The 20,115-nt window shown below is 34.8% G+C and carries 17 protein-coding genes; all 17 read left to right on the forward strand.

All coding sequences use genetic code 11. The features are described 5' to 3' along the window. Nucleotides 1–254: 254 nt before the first annotated feature. Entirely contained in the window at nt 255–2,201 is a 1,947-nt protein-coding gene (locus tag J6D32_RS10545) for a GTP-binding protein (protein ID WP_129821427.1), read from the forward strand. Between the two features lie 362 nt (nt 2,202–2,563). After that, nucleotides 2,564–3,907: an ABC transporter substrate-binding protein gene (locus J6D32_RS10550; RefSeq protein ID WP_006784719.1), complete on the forward strand. Its 1,344-nt coding sequence runs from the start codon at nt 2,564–2,566 to the stop codon at nt 3,905–3,907. Between the two features lie 3 nt (nt 3,908–3,910). After that, the gene (locus J6D32_RS10555; RefSeq protein WP_006784718.1) at nt 3,911–4,837 is read left to right on the forward strand and encodes a carbohydrate ABC transporter permease; all 927 of its coding nucleotides are present in this window, start codon (nt 3,911–3,913) and stop codon (nt 4,835–4,837) included. A 10-nt stretch (nt 4,838–4,847) separates the two neighbouring features. Beyond that, complete coding sequence (locus J6D32_RS10560) at nt 4,848–5,708, forward strand: carbohydrate ABC transporter permease (protein ID WP_006784717.1); 861 nt, start codon at nt 4,848–4,850, stop codon at nt 5,706–5,708. A 118-nt stretch (nt 5,709–5,826) separates the two neighbouring features. Then, nucleotides 5,827–6,936: a glycoside hydrolase family 88/105 protein gene (locus tag J6D32_RS10565; RefSeq protein ID WP_055165554.1), complete on the forward strand. Its 1,110-nt coding sequence runs from the start codon at nt 5,827–5,829 to the stop codon at nt 6,934–6,936. Next, a complete protein-coding gene (locus tag J6D32_RS10570; RefSeq protein WP_006784715.1) occupies nt 6,926–8,506 on the forward strand; it encodes a glycoside hydrolase family 28 protein in 1,581 nt (526 codons plus the stop codon). The genes J6D32_RS10565 and J6D32_RS10570 overlap by 11 nt, the downstream gene beginning before the upstream one ends. Beyond that, entirely contained in the window at nt 8,481–8,876 is a 396-nt protein-coding gene (locus J6D32_RS10575; RefSeq protein ID WP_006784714.1) for an RDD family protein, read from the forward strand. Before J6D32_RS10570 ends, J6D32_RS10575 begins: the two co-directional genes overlap by 26 nt. Nucleotides 8,877–8,882: 6 nt before the next feature. After that, entirely contained in the window at nt 8,883–10,292 is a 1,410-nt protein-coding gene (gene uxaC, locus J6D32_RS10580; RefSeq protein WP_006784713.1) for a glucuronate isomerase, read from the forward strand. Nucleotides 10,293–10,311: 19 nt separating this feature from the next. After that, nucleotides 10,312–11,769, forward strand: a complete 1,458-nt coding sequence (locus J6D32_RS10585) for a tagaturonate reductase (protein WP_006784712.1) — start codon at nt 10,312–10,314, stop codon at nt 11,767–11,769. A gap of 13 nt (nt 11,770–11,782) precedes the next feature. Then, nucleotides 11,783–13,270 (forward strand): UxaA family hydrolase, encoded by a 1,488-nt coding sequence (locus J6D32_RS10590; protein WP_055165560.1) that lies wholly within the window; start codon nt 11,783–11,785, stop codon nt 13,268–13,270. An 84-nt stretch (nt 13,271–13,354) separates the two neighbouring features. Beyond that, on the forward strand, nt 13,355–14,191 hold the full coding sequence (locus tag J6D32_RS10595) for a sugar phosphate isomerase/epimerase family protein (RefSeq protein ID WP_006784710.1): 837 nt from the start codon (nt 13,355–13,357) through the stop codon (nt 14,189–14,191). Nucleotides 14,192–14,218: 27 nt separating this feature from the next. Continuing rightward, nucleotides 14,219–14,968, forward strand: a complete 750-nt coding sequence (locus tag J6D32_RS10600; RefSeq protein ID WP_006784709.1) for an IclR family transcriptional regulator — start codon at nt 14,219–14,221, stop codon at nt 14,966–14,968. A 24-nt stretch (nt 14,969–14,992) separates the two neighbouring features. Beyond that, nucleotides 14,993–15,829 carry a 5-dehydro-4-deoxy-D-glucuronate isomerase gene (kduI, locus tag J6D32_RS10605; RefSeq protein WP_006784708.1) on the forward strand — a complete coding sequence of 279 codons (837 nt, stop codon included), beginning with the start codon at nt 14,993–14,995 and terminating at the stop codon, nt 15,827–15,829. Nucleotides 15,830–15,853: 24 nt separating this feature from the next. Beyond that, on the forward strand, nt 15,854–16,492 hold the full coding sequence (locus J6D32_RS10610; RefSeq protein ID WP_006784707.1) for a bifunctional 4-hydroxy-2-oxoglutarate aldolase/2-dehydro-3-deoxy-phosphogluconate aldolase: 639 nt from the start codon (nt 15,854–15,856) through the stop codon (nt 16,490–16,492). Between the two features lie 12 nt (nt 16,493–16,504). Next, nucleotides 16,505–17,515: a sugar kinase gene (locus tag J6D32_RS10615; protein WP_006784706.1), complete on the forward strand. Its 1,011-nt coding sequence runs from the start codon at nt 16,505–16,507 to the stop codon at nt 17,513–17,515. Nucleotides 17,516–17,540: 25 nt separating this feature from the next. Beyond that, entirely contained in the window at nt 17,541–18,302 is a 762-nt protein-coding gene (gene kduD, locus J6D32_RS10620; protein WP_006784705.1) for a 2-dehydro-3-deoxy-D-gluconate 5-dehydrogenase KduD, read from the forward strand. Between the two features lie 179 nt (nt 18,303–18,481). Beyond that, the gene (locus tag J6D32_RS10625; RefSeq protein WP_070099668.1) at nt 18,482–19,861 is read left to right on the forward strand and encodes an MATE family efflux transporter; all 1,380 of its coding nucleotides are present in this window, start codon (nt 18,482–18,484) and stop codon (nt 19,859–19,861) included. Nucleotides 19,862–20,115 lie beyond the last annotated feature (254 nt).

The raw sequence follows: 20,115 nt of genomic DNA on the forward strand, positions 1-20,115 counted from the left end.
ATAAATAAAAAATAATCAAAAAAGCGCCTCATGAAGCGGTGCTTTTTTGATAAGTAGAAAAATAGGATAGGGGATAAAAACTTGGGGAGAGTTTATCCGTTTTTAGAGTGGTGTATTTTCTAACCATGCTATTATCTCATATTATTTGAATGATAGCAACTATTGTTAGAACAAATGTTCGAATAATGTTATAAGGACAGTTTAAAAAAGATTTGATATAATAAAAAAATAAGTTTATAAATAGAGGTGTCATCATGAAAAAAACGATTGGAATGTTTGCGCATGTGGATAGTGGTAAAACAACATTAGCAGAGCAACTTCTTTATTTAACGAATTCCATTAGGCAATGTGGACGTGTCGATCATCAAAGCTCTTTTTTAGATCATCACGATATTGAAAAAAAACGTGGGATTACAGTATTTGCAGAACAAGCAACTTTTTCTTATAATGGTCATGACTATTATTTAATTGATACACCTGGGCACATTGATTTTTCAACGGAGATGGAACGCTCTATTCAGATTATGGACTATGCGATATTAGTTATCAGTGCAGTCGAGGGGATTCAGGGCCATACGGAAACGATTTGGAATTTATTAGAGAGGTATCAGATTCCGATTTTTATTTTTATTAATAAAATAGATCGTGAAGGCACCGATCTTTCAACTCTCTTAAACGAAATAGAGCAGAAATTTAAAGTCGATTCCATTTTTATTGAAGCGAGTGAACAAATTAAAGAGTTATCATTAGAAATAATTGAAACAGTTGCTCAAACAGATGAGTCTTTAATGTCAGAATATTTTGAAGGAAATCTTGAACGTGATTATTGGATTAAAGCTCTTAAAGTTAAAATAAAGCAAAAAAAGATGATCCCCGTTATGGCGGGTTCTGCTTTAAAGAATATCGGAATTGCTGATTTTTTATGGGTGCTAGATGAATTAACTGAAACAAACTACTCCATACAGGATTCTTTTTCAGGACGTGTGTATAAAATTCGATATGATGAAAAAGGGGAAAGAGTCACTTTTCTTAAATTATTATCGGGTTCGTTATCCGTTAAAGATACGTTTATTCACCAAAAGACGCAATGTCAGGAAAAGATTAATCAGATTCGAGTCTATCAAGGAAGTAAATATGAAAGTGTCTCTTATGTCGAGGCAGGACAATTAGTTGGTGTGACGGGATTATGTGATTTTAGAATTTTTGATGGGATAGGTGACTTAGTTGAAAGACACTCTTGTGAATTATTGCCTGCCTTAAGTGTGACGGTTCTTTATGATTCATCTATCAATCCCCTTGAGATGTTATCTTATTTTAGGCGATTAGAGGATGAGGATCCTTCGCTAGGTGTTGTTTGGAATGAAGAGACCAAACAAATTCAGATTCAAATTATGGGCATCATTCAATTAGATGTTTTGAAGAATCTGATGAAAGAGAGATATCACAAGGATATTTCATTTGGACCGTGTGAGGTGATTTATCTTGAAACGATTGCTGATTCAGTGATTGGGAGAGGACATTATGAACCATTAAAGCATTATGCAGAAGTTCATCTTTTAATTGAGGCCGCAGACCGAGGGTGTGGAGTCCAGTTTCAATCGAATTGTCATATAGAACAGTTACCAATCAATTATCAAAATCTCATCAAACAGCAAGTATTAGAAAGAAAAATTGTAGGGATTTTAACAGGGTCTCGAGTCACGGATATTAAAGTAACGTTATTAACGGGAGCAGCTCATCCTAAGCATACGAGTGGAGGAGATTTTTATGAGGCAACATCTCGTGCGATTCGTCAAGGTTTAGAAAAAGCAAACTCAATAATTTTAGAACCGTATTACGATTTTAAAATAGAAGTTGATCTATCGTTAATGGGAAAAGTTATCACGGATATTCAAAAATCTGCTGGGACATTTGAATCGCCAGTCACTAGAAATGATCAATGTATTATTAAAGGGAGAGTTCCTGTTGCAACATTTATGGATTATCCCATTGAATTTTTATCTTATACAAAAGGATTAGGGAAAATTTCATTGCGTGTTAGGGGATATGATGTGTGTCATAACCAAGCAAGTATCATTGAATTGAAACAATATAATAAAGAGGAGGATCGCTCAAATCCTTCTGCCTCTATTTTTTGTTCAAAAGGAAGCGGGTTTATTGTTCCTTGGGATTTAGCGGATGATTATATGCATTGTGATTAACAGATGGTAAAGAGTTACCATCTTTTTTTATTAAATTAATCAGGTAAAAAAGTTGAAGTTCAAAGTAAAAAACGACAAAATCGACAAAAACCAACAATCCTAGTTGTTTTGGTTCTGAGCATATGTCTTTTGGGAAAAAATTCAAAAAATCACAAAGATTTTAAACAAATTCACAAATTATTTGGTGGAATTATCTTGTGACATTGGAAAAAGTATGATAATTTTGAGTTAAGCGTTTCCAACCGAATGAAGTTCGCATATACGAACGAGAAAAAGAGGGGCAATCTGGTGAACCAACCGGGGGGATTCACTAAATCAAAAACAGCTATTAAGTTGTAAAAAAATCTAGGGAGGGTTTTTAAGTGAAAAAAATATGGTCTTTAGCAACTGTTTTTGCTTGTGCTGCAACATTAGTGGCTTGTTCAGGGAACGAAGCAAAAGATAACGGTTCAACAACAACACCAGAATCATCAACAACACAAGAGGGGACAACAACTGAATCAAATGATCCAGTATCATTCCGTTTCTCTTGGTGGGGAGGAGATTCACGTCATGCGGCGACATTAGAGGTGATTGAATTGTACATGGAGGAAAATCCACACGTTACAATCATACCTGAATATGCGGCTTGGTCTGGATTTCAAGATAAATTTACAACGCAATATGCAGGGGGAACAAATGCAGATTTAATGCAAGTAAACTACAACTGGTTATGGATTTACTCACCAGATGGTGATGGGTTCTACGATTTAAATACGTTATCTAATTTAGAATTAGGAAACTATAATTCATCTTTATTAGATGCAATGACAATTGAAAATAAACTTCAAGCTATTCCAACAAGTATTACCGCTCGTGTACCATTCTTAAATACAACGCTTTACTCAAATGCTGGAGTCGACATTCCAACAACTTGGGACGAATTAATGGATGCTGGTAAAGCAATTCAATCATCATTAGGAGATAACTACTACGCACTAAGTAAATTAGGAAAAGCAGGAATGATGTATTTAGTCTTCAGTTACTTAGAGCAAGAAACAGGGAAAACATTCTTTGATACTGATGGAAACATTCAATACTCAGTTGAAGAATTAACAGCTGGATATCAATTATTAGCAGACATGGTTGAAAATCATGTAATGCCTGCTGGAAATGTTGATTCAAATGAATTAGATGAGAAAAATCCAAAATGGATCACTGGAGAATACGGTGGAATTAATGAGTGGGATTCAAGTGCCGCTAAATACATTGATACGTTAGAAGAAGGTCAAGTAGTAGAACCGTTCGCTCAATTCACAATGGATGGAGCAAAATTAACTGGTAATATTCAAAAACCTTCAATGGGATTTGCAATTAGTAAAAATGCTCAAAATCCTGAAGAAGTTGCAAAATTCTTAAACTGGATGTTAACAGATGAAAAAGCAGTTGAAATCATGGGAACTCAACGTGGAATTCCTGCTAACCAAGCTGGATATGATATTTTAGTTGATAAAGGATTATTAACTGGTGTAACGGTAGAGGCTTACAATATGCACTCAAATATTGAATCAACAATCATGCATCCATTCTTTGAATACACAGATGTAAAAGATTTATATGAAGGTGCAGGAGAGGCTGTCGTGTTTGGAACAATGACACCACAAGAAGCGGCTGAAAAAGTTATTAAAGAAATGCCAAGAATTATGGATGAAGCAATGGGGCGATAAAAGGTGGAAAATGTAAAAAAGGTTGCGAATAGCACAATCAAAAATGAGGCGAAAGTAAAAAAGAAATTTAAGTTTAATAGTTCTTATTTATATGTATTACCGTGGGTAATTGGATTCTTAGTTTTTAAATTAAATCCATTCATCGATGCATTAGTTTTGAGTTTACAACAAAACAACTTGATTCGTGCACCAAAATTTATTGGATTTGAAAACTATCGTTACTTATTAATGGAAGATGAATTGTTCAAAACATCATTAATGGTTACCTTCAAATATGTCTTCTTAACGGTACCGTTAGTACTTGTGTTTGCATTATTTATTGCATACATCTTAAACTTTAAAATTAAAGGGGTTAACTTCTTCCGTACCGCTTATTATATTCCATCGATTCTTGGGGGAAGTGTTGCCGTTTCAATCGTTTGGAAATTTATTTTTGGTAATGATGGAGTTATCAATGCTTGTTTAAATTTAGTGGGGTTAGAATCAGTGATGTGGTTAACAGATACACGTTATGCGATTATTGTTTTAAGTTTATTAAAAGCATGGCAGTTTGGATCAGTTATGTTAATCTTCTTATCAGCACTTCAAAATGTTCCACAATCTTTATATGAAGCAGCTTCAATTGATGGAGCAGGAAAATGGCGTTCATTCTTTGCGATTACCGTTCCATCCATTACACCAGTTATTTTATTTAACGCGGTTCAATTATTAGTTAAGTCTTTCCAAGAGTTCAACTCAGCTTACTTAATTTCTGATGGAGGTCCATTAAACTCAACTTACTTATTAAACCTTTTCATTTACCGAAATGCGTTTAGTAGTTTTAAAATGGGATATGCCTCTGCCGCATCTTGGGTAATGTTCATTATCATTATGGCATTAACAGCGGTAGTATTCAGAAGCTCAAATTATTGGGTACATTATAACGATTAAGGAGATGAGTATGGTGAAAGGTCTTTCAAAACAAAAAATCAATGCAACAGTACGTTTCATGGTCCTCGCAATCGTTGGATTCTTCATGATGTACCCTTTGCTTTGGCTTGTAGGAGCAATCTTTAAAACAAACACAGAAATCTTTACGTCAGCAGCATTCTGGCCAAAAGATATTCAAAATGGTTGGGAATCAATCGTAAATGGATGGAAAACAAATACACCATTTAACTTAGGATATTATTTCATGAACTCAATGAAATATTTAATTCCAAGAACAATTTTCACAGTTGTTTCAAGCATTTTAACGGCTTATGTTTTAACACGCCGTAGCTTTAAATTTAAAAAGTTTGTATTTGTGATGGTAATTGGGACTTTATTAATGCCAGATGTTATTTTCCGTATTCCTCTATACTTATTCTGGCGTGATCTTAATTTATTAGATACACATATTCCTTTATGGTTAGATAGTGCATTTGCAACTAACTCATTCTTTGTTTTCATGTTAATTCAATTTATGCGTACCATTCCTAAAGAGTTAGATGAAGCAGCTAAAATGGATGGATGTAACTCATTCCAAACATTAGTTCACATCTTAATTCCAGTGATGAAACCAACAATTGTTACGGTAGCATTATTAACATTTATGTGGGGAATGAATGATTTCCAAGGACCGTTAATTTATATTTCAAGTATTGACAAGTATCCATTATCAATTGCGATGCGTTTAGCAATGGATAACACAGATTCAGCTGTTCAATATCGAAATATTTTCGCAATGTCATTAATGTCAATTATCCCTTCAATTATCTTATTCTATTGTGCACAAGGATATTTCATTGACGGTATTGCATCAACAGGTTCAAAAGAATAGTTTATTAACCATAAATAACTAATGACTTCGGTCATTAGTTATTTATCTTTTATTAGAATAAAAAGAAAAGTTTCACAAAAAAACAAACCAGGGTTATCTAAAGTTGGAGGATGTGAGGATGTTGAAGCAATTAGAAACATATTTTAAATCTTATATTAATCAGTTTAAACCATATAAGGGATTTTGGTGCTATGAAGATGGTGTCATTTTAAAGGGAGCACAAGACTTATATATCGCAACAAATGATGAGTTTTATTGGGATTATATACAAGCTTATTTAAATGAATTCGTGGATCAAGAGGGGAATTTAAAAGGGTATAATTCATCAGAATATAACATTGATCACGTAAATGCTGGAAAAGTTTTATTCTTTGCTTATGAAAAAACAAATGATGAGCGATATAAAGTAGCCATCGAACATCAAATGGATCAATTAAGAACACATCCTAGAACAAATAGTGGTAACTTCTGGCATAAAAATCGATACCCACATCAAGTATGGTTAGATGGGCTGTACATGGCATTACCGTTTTTTACCGAATATGAAACGGTATTTAATGGAAAACAACAGTATGAAGATATTTATAAACAATTCATGGAAGTGTATAAAACACACCGTAATAAAGAATGCGGATTATATTATCATGCATGGGATGAGTCGAAATCAATGTTCTGGTGTGATGAAGAAACGGGATTGTCTAAAAATTACTGGCTACGTGCAGAAGGATGGCTATTAATGGCATTAATTGATTCGATCGATAAAATGAGCGAAACAATTTTTGAATATTATAAGGGATTAATTGACATGTTTGTTGAGAGTATCGATGATATTTTACCTTATCAGGATGAAAAAACAGGATTATGGTATCAAGTGATTGATGCGATGGATCGTGAAGGAAATTATTTAGAAGTTTCAGGAACTGCAATGGTGATTTATTCAATTTTAAAAGGGGTTCGTTTGGATATTTTAGATGAATCATATAAAGAAAAGGCAATTAAATCATTAAAAGGAATTTTAGAAGTGTATGGATATGAGGACGAAGCTGGGTATCATATTGGTGGAATTTGTGAAGTAGCGGGACTTGGAAGTTTTAATGGTGTTGTACGCGATGGAAGTTTTGAGTATTACATTTCAGAAAAAGTGGTGCCGGATGAAGCAAAAGGAATTGGACCACTGATGATGGCCTATGCAGAATATTTAATGGTTGGTGGAAATGATGAACTTTAATATTGTTTTACAAACATCCTCAAGTTTAACACTAGAACTTGAAAATCAATCATGTTTTAAATCAAGTCAACCGTATACCTTAAAATTAAATGATGAAATAATTGATGAGCATTTAGTCCAAAATGTTTATTCTATTTATCGGTTACAACCAAGTACTGCGTATATGGTCACGATTATCAATGAAGAAACAGGTGAATCTCTATCAAAAGAGGTATATACAAAAAAAGAAAGTATTTGTTTAAATGTTAAGCACTTTAATGCTAAAGGTGACGGGATAACTGATGATACGTTAGCTATTCAAGCCGCAATTATGTCTTGTCCTGATGATGGGCGAGTTTTTATTCCAAAAGGGACTTATGCGACTAAAACGATTTTCTTAAAATCTAACTTAACGTTAGAATTAGAAAAAGGAGCAACCTTATTATATAGTGCCTCATTTGAAAGTGGTGCAATATTACCTGGATATACCAAAAATTCAAATCATGAAGAGTATTATTTAGGTTCATGGGAAGGGAATCCACTCGATACGTTTACAGCATTGATTCAAGGGGTTAATGTTTCAAATGTTAATTTAATTGGTGAAGGTGTATTAGATGGAAATGGATCTATTGGATGGTGGGACTTTCCAAAGGTAAGAAATGTGGCTTGGCGTCCACGTTTATTTCAAATTATTCATTCTCATCATGTCAACGTTCAAGGGATTACCTTACAAAATTCTCCCTCTTGGACTGTTCATCCCTTATTCTCGGATGATTTGAAGTTTATTGATTTAAAAATTATTAATCCCAAAGATTCACCGAATACGGATGGATTAGATCCTGAATCTTGTCATCGTGTTTTAATTCTTGGGGTTCATTTCTCAGTTGGGGATGACTGTATTGCCATCAAATCTGGAAAAATTTATTTAGGAAGTCGTTTAAAACGAGCTTCAGAATATATTACGATTCGAAATTGTAGTATGAACTTTGGTCATGGTGCAGTTGTTATTGGAAGCGAAATGGCTGGAGGTGTTAAGCATATTCTAGTGGAGCAATGTTTATTTAACGAAACAGATCGTGGGCTTCGAATTAAGACACGCCGTGGACGTGGAGAGGCTGCAATTGTTGAAGATGTCACATTCCGTCACATCGAGATGGAGAAGGTACTAACTCCATTAGTGGTAAACTGTTTCTATTTCTGTGATCCAGATGGTCATAGTGAATATGTTAAGACGAAGGAAACTTTACCGGTCGATTATCGAACACCAGATATCCGTGATTTTTGTTTTGAAGATATTAAATGTCGTCATTCAGAAATTGCAGCGGCTTATTTTTATGGCTTACCAGAGAAACCGATTGAACGGTTAAGTTTAAAAGATTGTGTTTTCCATTTCACAACAGAGGCAGAGCCAGGAGTTCCTGCTATGATGGATGATATTCCTAATTATTGTCAAAATGGGATGGTTTTAAACAATATAATTGAAGTAAATTTAGAAAATGTAACGTTTGAAAATGTGATTGGCGATCCAATGCAAATTCAAAATGTTAAAAAGGTGGTAGTTGACGGTGTTATTAAGGAGAATTATTGCTGAAATTATTGATATTTTTGTTCTGATTGGAGGAACTGCACTCGGAATATTTCTTGCCGGACAACTCAATGGGATGTTTGAGGAGTCATTTACATTATTAACGATTAGTGAGCTGTGTATCATTGTATTAATTCCAATTGCGCTTCAATCATTATTTTGGTTAGAACGTACAACAATTGGAAAAACAATGGTCTTTTGTAAAGTCGTGACAAATGATGAATCCGATTTAAATTATTTTGCGATGTTTACACGCGAATACGTCTCAAAAGTTTTCTCTTGCTATTTAGTTTGTTTACCGATTTTTGCAAGAAAACCAGGATTGCATGAGGTGATTACAAACTCGAAAGTTGAATTAAAATTAAAAAGGGGATAAAAGGATATGAAAGGATTTTTAACAGAAGATTTCTTACTTCAAAATGAAACGGCTAAAGTTTTATATCACCAACATGCTAAAAAAATGCCAATTATTGATTTTCATAGTCATTTAAGTGCAAAAGAAATTTATGAAAATAATAAATTCTCAAATATTTCAGAAGTATGGCTTGGAGGAGATCATTATAAGTGGCGTGCGATGCGTGCTCTTGGCGTGAACGAATCAATTATCACTGGAAAAGAGGTATCAGGAGAAGAAAAATTTAATGCATGGGCTAGTTCGATGCCATATTTAATTGGAAATCCACTTTATCACTGGACACATTTAGAATTACAACGTTACTTCAACATCAAAACACCGTTGAGTGCAAAATCAGCCAAAGAAATTTATGAAGAATGTAATCGTTTATTAGCAACGGAAGATTTCCGAGTACGTGGATTAATCGATATGATGAATGTCGAAGTCATTTGTACAACGGATGATCCATGTGATGATTTAAAATATCATCAGTTAATTAAAGAAGAAGGAACTTGTAAAGCTCAAATTTTACCAACTTTCCGACCTGATAAAGCGGTTAATATTGAATTAAGCTGGTTTACCGCTTGGGTTCAAACGTTAAGTCAAGTAGTTGGATATGACATTCATGAGTTATCTGATTTATTTAAAGCATTAGAAGAGCGTATGGATTTCTTCGTTGAGTGTGGATGTAAAGCCTGCGATAACGGGGTAGATGTTTTAGCATTTACTGATTCAACAGTTGAAGAAGCTGCTGAAATCTTTAAAAAAGCGATGTCTGGTGCGACTTTAACAAAAGAAGAAGTTGAGAAATACAAAACACAACTTTATTTATTCCTCGGGGAACAATACCATAACCGTGGTTGGGTGATGCAATTTCATATTGGAGCACAACGTAATAATAATACGACAATGCTTGAAAAATTAGGGCCAGATACAGGATATGATTCAATCAATAACTCTTTAGATACACAAAAATTATCTAAATTCTTAAATAGTTTAAATTTAAAAGGCGCATTACCAAAAACGATTATTTACGATTTAAATCCAAGCGATAATCATAAAGTCGTCACTTTAATGCAATGTTTCCAAGATGGTGTGACACCAGGTAAAATTCAGTTTGGATCTGGATGGTGGTTTAACGATCATAAAGATGGAATGAATGATCAAATGCGCGCGTTAGCAGCAAACGGTGTATTAGCAAAATTTGTTGGGATGTTAACAGATTCAAGAAGTTTCTTATCATTCCCTCGTCATGAATATTTCCGACGTCTATTATGTCAATTATTAGGGGAATATGTTGAAAATGGGGAATATCCAAATGATGTAGAGTTCTTAGGACAAATTGTAGAAGATATTTGCTATAACAATGCAAAATCATTCTTTAATTTAGATAAATAATTGTTTGTGGGGGTCAATAATGAAAGCATTAAATAATGAAATTTTACCAAATAGAAAAGAAAGACCGATAAAAATTGTTCAATTTGGAGAAGGAAACTTCTTAAGAGCATTCGTCGATTGGATGATTCAAGAATTAAATGACGCTGGAGTATATAATGGAAATATTGCCGTTGTCCAACCACAACCTTTTGGACGTGTGAAAGAATTAGCGGAACAAAATGGATTATATACGGTGATTCAAGAAGGGGTTCAAAATAATGAATTCGTTTCAAAATCACAAATTATTGATAGTATTAGTGAATTTATTGATCCATATATGAATTTTGAAGCTTATTTACAATTAGCTGAAGTTGAAACCTTAGAATTAATGATTTCAAACACAACTGAAGCCGGAATTGTGTTAGATGAATCAGATTCGATTGAAGCAACACCACCTAAAACATTCCCTGGTAAAGTGTTAGCCTTCTTACTTCATCGCTATCGTCATTTCAATGGAGATCTGACAAAAGGATTATACATTGTTCCATGCGAATTAATTGATAATAATGGAGACGAGTTACATCGTTGTGTGAAACGTTTAGCAGAAGTTCATCACCTTGAAGAAGGATTTATGACATGGTTAGACGAAGCGAATACCTTCACCAATACATTAGTTGATCGTATTGTTCCGGGATATCCTGCTAAACGTATTGAAGAATTTACAAACCAATTTGGTTATTTAGATAAAAATATGGTACTAGGTGAAGTCTTCCATTTATGGGTGATTGAGGATCGAAATGGTATTTCTTCTGTTTTAAAAGGAGCAGAAGCCAACTTAAATATCTTATTTGTGAAAGATATTAAACCTTACAAAATCCGCAAAGTCCGTATTTTAAATGGACTGCATACGTTAATGGTTCCTGTTTCTTACTTATATGGGATTGATACAGTTGGAGAAACAATGAACGATGACTTAATGTTAACTTTCTTAAATCATACGGTAGAAGATGAGATGATTCCGGCAACGGAACGCTATTTAACTGCTGATGAGTTACGTCAGTTTGCCAAAGAAGTTTATGACCGATTTAATAATCCTCGTGTCCGCCACGAATTAATGTCAATTGCTTTAAATTCAACTTCAAAATTCAAAAGTCGTTTATTACCCACAGCATTGGATTATGTTGAACGCTTTGGGAAATTCCCAACACACATTGAATTCTCATTGGCAAGTTTATTAGTGTTCTTCCGTGGAAAACGAGGGACTGAGGTCATTGCGCTTCAAGATGAGGCAGATTTCTTAGAATTCTATCGAAATGTTTGGAATCGTTATGAAGCAGGAACTGCAACGGTTCGTGATGTCGTGACTGAATTTTTAGGAATGGAAGATCATTGGGAAATGAATTTAAATGAGATTCCAAACTTAACTGATGAATTAACAGCGATTGTTGAAGACATCTTAAGTGATGGAATGGAAACTGCATTAAAAAAAGTTTGTTAGTGGTGGGGATATGATGAGACCGTTTATTAAATTACATGAAGATGATAATGTAGTCGTTGCCTTGGTTAATTTACAACCAGGTGACGAACTAACGATTGATGAGCACTCAATCGTTGTAAAAGAAGAAATCAAAAAAGGACATAAATTAGCCATCAAAAAGATTGAAGAAAATCAAGATGTTGTCAAATACGGTTTTGCGATTGGACATGCAACCCAATTCATTGAAGTGGGAACTCATGTTCATACTCAGAATGTGAAAACGAATTTAAATGATTGTTTATCTTATGAGTACCAGCCTAAATCAAAACGTGCTGATAAATTGTTAATGGATCGTGAAATTCGCGTTTATCATCGTAAAAATTGGGATATTGGAATTCGTAATGAATTATGGATTATTCCAACTGTTGGATGCGTTAATAAGACAGCTGAAATTATCAAAGATCGTTTCTTAAAAGAAGTTGATAATCTAACGATTGATGGTGTATTCTCATATGCCCATCCATTTGGATGTTCTCAGATGGGGGATGACCATGAGACAACTCGTAAAATCTTACAAAATATTGCTAAACATCCGAATGCAGGTGGAGTTTTAGTACTTGGACTTGGATGTGAAAATAATCAAGTTTCAACATTTAAAGAAACAATGGGTGAGTATGATGAAGAACGAGTACGCTTCTTAGTTGCTCAAGATGTTGAAGATGAGATTGAAGCAGGTGTCAAAATTCTTCATGAGTTATATGAGGTCATGAAACAAGATTATCGTGCGACTTCTTTACTTCGTAACTTACGTGTTGGGTTAAAATGTGGAGGAAGTGATGGATTCTCAGGAATTACGGCAAATCCTTTACTTGGATATTTCTCTGATTATTTAGTAAAAAGTGGGGGAACAACTGTTTTAACGGAGGTTCCAGAAATGTTTGGAGCTGAAACGATTTTAATGAATCGTGCTAAAGATGAGGCAACGTTTGATAAAATTGTCCATTTAATCAATGATTTTAAAGGGTATTATGAACGAAACCATCAAGTGTGTTATGAAAATCCAAGTCCTGGAAATAAGGCGGGTGGAATTACCACACTTGAAGATAAATCATTAGGATGCACCCAAAAAGCAGGAACATCTGAAGTGGTCGATGTTTTGAGATATACGGATCGTTTAGAACATAATGGCTTAAATTTACTTCAAGGGCCAGGAAATGACTTAGTGGCAGTGACAGCTCTTGGAAGTGCCGGATGTCATTTAGCCTTATTTACGACTGGGCGTGGAACCCCATTCGGTGGATTTATTCCAACGGTAAAAGTAGCGACTAATTCTGACTTAGCCAATAAGAAAAAACATTGGATTGACTTTGATGCGGGTGCTATGTTAACCGCATCAACGACAGAAGAGGTCGTTGAAGATTTTATTAATTATATTTGCGATGTATGTAGTGGAAAATGGACAAATAATGAATTTAATGGACACCGTGAAATTGATATTTGGAAATCAGGTGTAACATTATAACAATCCATAAAAAGACACTTAAATATGTTAAAACTTCATTAATTTAGGTGTTATAAAATGTTATAATAGGAGGTGATTAAGACGATGAAATTAGGAATTCGAGCTCATGATATTGGAACATTACCACCTAAGGATTTAGTTGATTCATTGGTAGAGAAAGGGTTTCATTCTATTCAGCTAGTTTTAAATAAGGCGATTGAATATCAAACGCAAATGCCTAAGATTTTAGATGAAGAGTTAGTTGAGGAGTTAAGTCTCTTTTTAAATGAGAGTCATGTCGAAGTTGCCATGCTTGGAGCCTATTTTAATCCCATTCATAGTGACAAGGAAAAAGTAAAAGATTCCGTTGAAAACTTTAAAAATCATTTAAGAAAAGCTCATTGTTTTAACACGACGTTAGTTGGAACGGAAACGGGATCTTATAATGATGATCAGTGGACATTCCATGAATCAAATGGTAGTGAAGAAGCTTTTTTAGAAGTGAAACGTGTTTTTTCACAACTTTTAGAGGTTGCAAAAGAATCTAATACTTATCTTGCCATTGAACCGGCGTATCAACATGTGATTTCAACTCCACGTCGTTTAAAACGTTTAATTGATGAATTGAATCATCCAAATACCGTGGTAACGTTTGACTTATTCAATTTATTGTCGAATGAGAATTATAAAAATCAACATCGATTAATTGATGAAATGGTTGAATTATTTCATGATAAGATTCGAATTGTTCATGCCAAAGATTTTATGGTCGAAAATCAACAAATAAGACAGGTAGCACCAGGAAAAGGATTACTCGATTATAAATATCTTCTTTCAAAATTAGAAGAATTAGATCAAGAACCAACGATTATTTTTGAAGGAGTCGTGGGTGAAGATATTTCTTATAGTCAACAGTATTTATTGGAGCTCCTTCAGTCTTAAATATTATTAAAGGACGTAGGAGAGTTTATGAAAATAAATCGAACAGCTAAACGAACCATTGAAATACTTGAATTAATTGCGTCATCCTCTGAAGAGTTGACATTAAATGATATAGCAACACGCCTTGAAATGCCAAAAACAAGTGCCTTTGATATTTTAGAAACATTAGTTGAGTTAAACATGCTATATATTAAAGAACATCGTTTAAAAACTTATGCCATTGGTGTCAAAGCATACGCCATTGGAATTGCTTATTCGAAGACTTCATTACTTTTAAACTCAGCGAATCCAATCTTAAGACAATTAAGCTTACAGACAGGACATACCGCTTTTATTGCAAAAGAGAATAATGGTAAATTAATATTTACGCTGAAACATGAGCCAACTAAGCGAATCATTGCAACGCCAGAGATTGGGGATGAAACTTATTTACATTCAACGGCCATTGGAAAAGCAATTTTAGCGTTTTCACCTCATCATGAGGAATTAATCAGGAAATTACAATTACTACCTTTAACTGAGCATACCATTACATCTAAGGTTGCTTTAAAAAGTGAACTTCAGCAAGTTAAAGTTAAAGGGTATGCAATTTCATGCCGTGAACATGAGGAGCATACGATGGCGATTGCTGCACCAATCTTTGATTATAATGGCGTGGTGTCATCTTCAATCGGAATCGTTAGCCTGTATAAAGAGGGTTACGATGTTGAACAAGATGCACAACTTGTAAAAGAAGCTGCTTATAAAATATCAAGGCTACTTGGCTATCAGGGATAATTTTATCAAAAAGGGGAATTAAAAATGAAATTAGAAACTCGTTATTCAAATCATCCAAATGATGTAAAACATTATACAACAGAAGAATTACGTGAACATTTCTTAATTGAAAAGGTATTCGTTGCGGATGAAGTCCAGTTAACTTATTCTCACAACGATCGTATCATTGCTGGTGGGATCATGCCTGTTGAGCAGCAATTAACACTAGTAGCTGGAAAAGAAATGGGAGTTGATTCATTCTTTGAACGTCGTGAAGGTGGAATTATCAACATTGGGGGATCTGGACGTATTGTCATCGATGGCGAAGTATTTGAATTAAATTATCAAGATGGACTATATATTGGGCTAGGGGTTAAAGAGATTACATTTGAGTCAATTAATCAAGAGCAACCCGCTAAGTTTTATTTTAATAGTGCACCGGCTCACCATCATTATCCTCATACTTTAATTACATTAGAAAAGGCGAATAAAGTACACTTAGGATCAGATGCTGAATCAAATAAACGTACGATTAATCAATATGTTCACCCAGCTGTTTGTCAATCTTGTCAGTTAGTAATGGGAATGACCATTTTAGCGCCAAATAATATGTGGAATACGATGCCATGTCATACGCATGAGCGTCGTATGGAAGTTTATTTTTACTTTGATTTAGATGAAAACAGCAATGTGTTCCATTTTATGGGACAGCCACAAGAAACACGTCACTTAGTCGTACGTAATGAACAAGCGGTTATTTCACCAAGTTGGTCAATTCACTCTGGCGTTGGAACAAGCCGTTATACATTCATCTGGGGAATGTGTGGAGAAAATATCACATTTGATGACATGGATCATGTTGCTATGAAAGATTTAAAATAATAAACAGGATAAATGAGGTGCCTTATGAAAAAATTCGAAGTAATCAAATCGTTAACAGATACAGGGGTAGTTGCCGTGGTTCGTGCAGAAAATGCACAACAAGGAATTGAAATTTCAAAAGCATGTTTAGCAGGTGGAATTAATGCCATCGAATTAACTTTCACAGTTCCAAATGCAGATGAAGTCATTAAAACATTAGTTAAAGAATTTGGAGATGAGATGTTAATCGGAGCGGGGACGGTTCTAGATAGTGAAACAGCTCGTATTGCAATTTTAGCAGGATCAAAATATATCGTATCTCCAGGGTTCGATTTAGAAACAGCTAAATTATGTAACAGATATCAAGTTCCTTACATGGCTGGATGTATGACAATTACTGAAATCATTACAGCTATGGAAGCTGGAGTAGATATTGTTAAAGTATTCCCAGGAAGTGCTTATGGACCAGACTTTGTTAAAGCAGTTAAAGGACCACTTCCACAAGCAAACATTATGCCAACAGGTGGAGTGAGCTTAGATAATGTTGATCGTTGGATTAAAAATGGTTGTGTAGCAGTTGGAGTAGGTAGCGACTTAACAGCACCAGCTAAACATGGTGATTATGCAGGTGTAACAGAGCTTGCTAAACAATTCGTTCAAAAAGTAGCTGAAGCTCGTCGATAATAGGGGGATATCATGAAAAAGTTTGTAACCTTAGGGGAGATTATGCAACGTTTAACCCCTCCAAACCATGATAAATTAGAACAATGCACTTCATTGAATGTGACTTATGGTGGAAGTGAAGCAAATATTGCGATTGCTTTAGCGAATTTTGGACATGATGTAAGGTTCGCTACAAAGCTTCCAAATAATCCATTAGGAGTGGCAGCATACCGCTCGCTTCGTCAGTATGGAATTGATTTATCACCTACGATTATGGGTGGTGATATTTTAGGAACCTATTATGTTGAAGTTGGGCACTCCATTCGTTCTTCAAATGTCGTGTACAATCGTAAACACTCAGCGATTGCGAATATCAAATATGATGAATTAAGTCTCACTGACATTTTAAAGGATCGCACACACTTACACGTCAGTGGAATTACACTTGCACTTGGGGAAGACCTTAAAAATTTCACTATTGATTTAGTAAAGAAAGCATTTGATTTAGGACTGATCATTAGTTTTGATTTTAATTACCGTGCTAAACTATGGACAGTTGAAGAAGCTGCTCAAGCGATTCGTCAAGTGTTGCCATATGTTCATATCGTGTTTGCAAGTTTATACGATATTGAAACCATTGGTGGATATACAACCGGTGAAGAATATGCGACGGTTGAAGCGCACCGCCAAGGTGTTTTCACACACTTTATGAATCATTCAAACTGTAAATGTATTTTTGGAACCATGCGTGAGCAGCATTCAACTCATCAAAATAGTTTAAGTGCGTATTGTTACACAGCTGAGGGGCTTGTACACTATACGAAAAAATATACCTTTGAAATTGTGGATCGTGTTGGAGCAGGAGATGCTTTCGTTGCAGGGTTAATGAATGTTTTAAATTTAGAAGAGCAAAACTATGTTGAAGCGGTTGAGTATGGATTAGCAAGTGGTGTTTTAAAACATACGATTAATGGTGATGTTTTAATTGCCAATGACAGTGATATTAAAGATCTGTGTAATGGATCAGTTGGAATGAAACGATAATTATAAAAGGAAAAGGGGAAAAGTCATGATTTTAGAACAATTCAATTTATCAGGTAAAGTAGCAATCGTAACAGGAGCAGGAGTAGGGTTAGGACGTGGAATGGCTTTAGGATTAGCAGAAGCAGGAGCTGATATTGTAGCAGTTGGGTTAGGAGCTTTAGATGAAGTTAAAGAAGCAATTGAAGCAACAGGTCGTCGTTGTTTACCTATTCAAGCAAACTTAATGTCAATTGATCCAGTTCAAGGAATTATTGATGCAGCGGTAGCTGAATTTGGACATGTTGATATCTTAGTTAACAACGCTGGGATTATTCGTCGTGAAGATGCAGTTGATTTCTCAGAACAAAACTGGGATGATGTGATGAATATCAACTTAAAAACAGTCTTCTTCTTCTGCCAAGCTATGGCAAACCAATTTATTAAACAACAAACGGGTGGAAAAATCATTAACATTGCCTCAATGTTATCATTCCAAGGTGGAATTCGTGTTCCTTCTTATACAGCAAGTAAATCAGGAATCAAAGGAATCACAATGGCCATGGCAAATGAATGGGCTAAATACGGAATCAATATTAATGCAATTGCACCAGGATATATGGCAACTGATAATACAGCACAATTACGTGCTGATGAAAAACGAAGTACAGAAATTTTAGATCGTATTCCTGCTGATCGTTGGGGAACACCTGAAGACTTAAAAGGACCAGTTGTATTCTTAGCAAGCTCAGCAAGTGACTATATCAATGGATATACAATCGCTGTTGATGGTGGATGGTTAGCACGATAATTTATAATAAGCAAAAGGGCACGCCAAGCGTGCTCTTTTTAATGAAACCATCATATGTTGAAATGTCGTATTTTATTTTAAAATAGGTGGCATTAGCTCGTATAATTTGATGAAGAATCACTTTATAATAGCTCATGAATATCAGGTTTTAGGACTCGAGGTGGGTGTAAGTGAAGGATATGAAACGATTAAAAAAAGAAATCATGCTACTCGGAATTCCCATTTTGATTGAACAGATTTTAACCACTACGATGGGAATGATGAACACCATGCTTTCTTCTAATTTAAAAGGTCAAGAAGGAATTAATGTTGTGTCAGCGATTTCAATGATTGACTCGTTTAGTTACTTGTTTATTTCTGTATTTACAGCATTAGCGATTGGGGGAACTGTTGTTGTTGCACAGTATATGGGGCGAGGAGATTGTCAAAAAGCAAATGAAGCAGCAAAACAAGGGGTAATGTCTGCAACTTTCATTTCAATTTTGATTACCATATTCTTATTTATATTTAATGCGCCACTCATTAGGTTGATTTATAACAGTGTTGAACCACAGGTTATGGAATATGGAATTAAATATTTTGGAATTGTCTTATTAAGTTTCCCATTTATGGCAATTACCTTAATTGCTAATGGAGTATTACGTGGGGCAGGAGATACAAAAACTGCTGCTATTAGCAATGTTATTGCTAACATTTTTAATATTGGATTAACCTATTTATTTCTATATGTCTTTGAATGGGGAATTATCGGTGCAGCTCTTGGAATTTCGCTTGCCCGTGCTATCGGGGCTAGTTATGTCCTATGGATCTTAATGAGTGGGAAAAAGGTGCTCAAACTAGAGAAACTGCATCACTATAAACCAAATTTTAAATTTTTAAGGCAAATTTTTTATGTTGGGGTGCCAGCAGGAGTTGAATCCATTATTTTTCATTTAGGAAAGCTACTGACACAAGTGTTTATTGGGGGAATGGGAGCTATTGCCATGTCTTCGAATTCCATTGCAAATTCCATTATTAACTTAATCAATATTCCGGGGAATGCTCTAACTACTGTCTCGACAACGATTATTGGACAAGAAATTGGGCGAGCGGAATATGATGAGGCTCGAAAAAGTTTAAGCTATATTACCCGCTTCGCCACCATATGTCTTGTTATTTTAGGTGCTTTATCGATTCCAACCGCGTGGTATCTTGTCGCGCTCTACACTGATCATGAAGCTGTGATGGATTATGCAACTAAATTAATTCAACTTAATGCCTTAGCGACACCGATTTGGGCCTTTTCATTTGTTTTACCAGGGGGGCTAAAAGGAGCAGGAGATGGAAAGTATACAATGAAAACAGCGATTACCGGTATGTGGGTCTTCCGCGTAGGACTTGGATATTTATTCGGTGTTGTCTTAAAATGGGGCGTATACGGTATCTTCATTGCCATGTTTGTCGATTGGGCAGTAAGAGGAACGCTATATATGATTCGCCTTCGTGGAGACAAATGGTTATCTCATCGATTGACAGATGATGAAGAAACAAAAGAAAAACTAAAAATTCAGGCTACTTAGACAAATAATATAAAAAAGACTATCAATCAAGATAAAATGTTATCGGTTTGATAGTTTTTTTGTTGGAAAAATAATAAAATAGACGGAGAGATTGTTTTCAAAGAAAATCAACCTTTAACTCAATAAATAAAACACTTATTTCAATTTCATGAGATAATAGGAAAGCTGTTGACGGACAGATTGTTATAATCTGAGGGATCGAAAGAAGGAATGGACATTTCTTTTACTAGAAAAAGAGAGAGATCAAAAATTAT

Source organism: Turicibacter sp. (assembly GCF_017941855.1).
GTDB lineage: Bacteria > Bacillota_I > Bacilli_A > MOL361 > Turicibacteraceae > Turicibacter > Turicibacter sanguinis.

Coding starts and splice junctions, on each gene's coding strand:
- J6D32_RS10610 (WP_006784707.1), top strand. CDS start 15,854: ATGAAAAAATTCGAAGTAATCAAATCGTTAACAGATACAGGGGTAGTT.
- kduD (WP_006784705.1), top strand. CDS start 17,541: ATGATTTTAGAACAATTCAATTTATCAGGTAAAGTAGCAATCGTAACA.
- J6D32_RS10600 (WP_006784709.1), top strand. CDS start 14,219: ATGAAAATAAATCGAACAGCTAAACGAACCATTGAAATACTTGAATTA.
- kduI (WP_006784708.1), top strand. CDS start 14,993: ATGAAATTAGAAACTCGTTATTCAAATCATCCAAATGATGTAAAACAT.
- J6D32_RS10565 (WP_055165554.1), top strand. CDS start 5,827: ATGTTGAAGCAATTAGAAACATATTTTAAATCTTATATTAATCAGTTT.
- J6D32_RS10615 (WP_006784706.1), top strand. CDS start 16,505: ATGAAAAAGTTTGTAACCTTAGGGGAGATTATGCAACGTTTAACCCCT.
- J6D32_RS10595 (WP_006784710.1), top strand. CDS start 13,355: ATGAAATTAGGAATTCGAGCTCATGATATTGGAACATTACCACCTAAG.
- J6D32_RS10625 (WP_070099668.1), top strand. CDS start 18,482: ATGAAACGATTAAAAAAAGAAATCATGCTACTCGGAATTCCCATTTTG.
- uxaC (WP_006784713.1), top strand. CDS start 8,883: ATGAAAGGATTTTTAACAGAAGATTTCTTACTTCAAAATGAAACGGCT.
- J6D32_RS10585 (WP_006784712.1), top strand. CDS start 10,312: ATGAAAGCATTAAATAATGAAATTTTACCAAATAGAAAAGAAAGACCG.
- J6D32_RS10570 (WP_006784715.1), top strand. CDS start 6,926: ATGAACTTTAATATTGTTTTACAAACATCCTCAAGTTTAACACTAGAA.
- J6D32_RS10560 (WP_006784717.1), top strand. CDS start 4,848: ATGGTGAAAGGTCTTTCAAAACAAAAAATCAATGCAACAGTACGTTTC.
- J6D32_RS10545 (WP_129821427.1), top strand. CDS start 255: ATGAAAAAAACGATTGGAATGTTTGCGCATGTGGATAGTGGTAAAACA.
- J6D32_RS10590 (WP_055165560.1), top strand. CDS start 11,783: ATGAGACCGTTTATTAAATTACATGAAGATGATAATGTAGTCGTTGCC.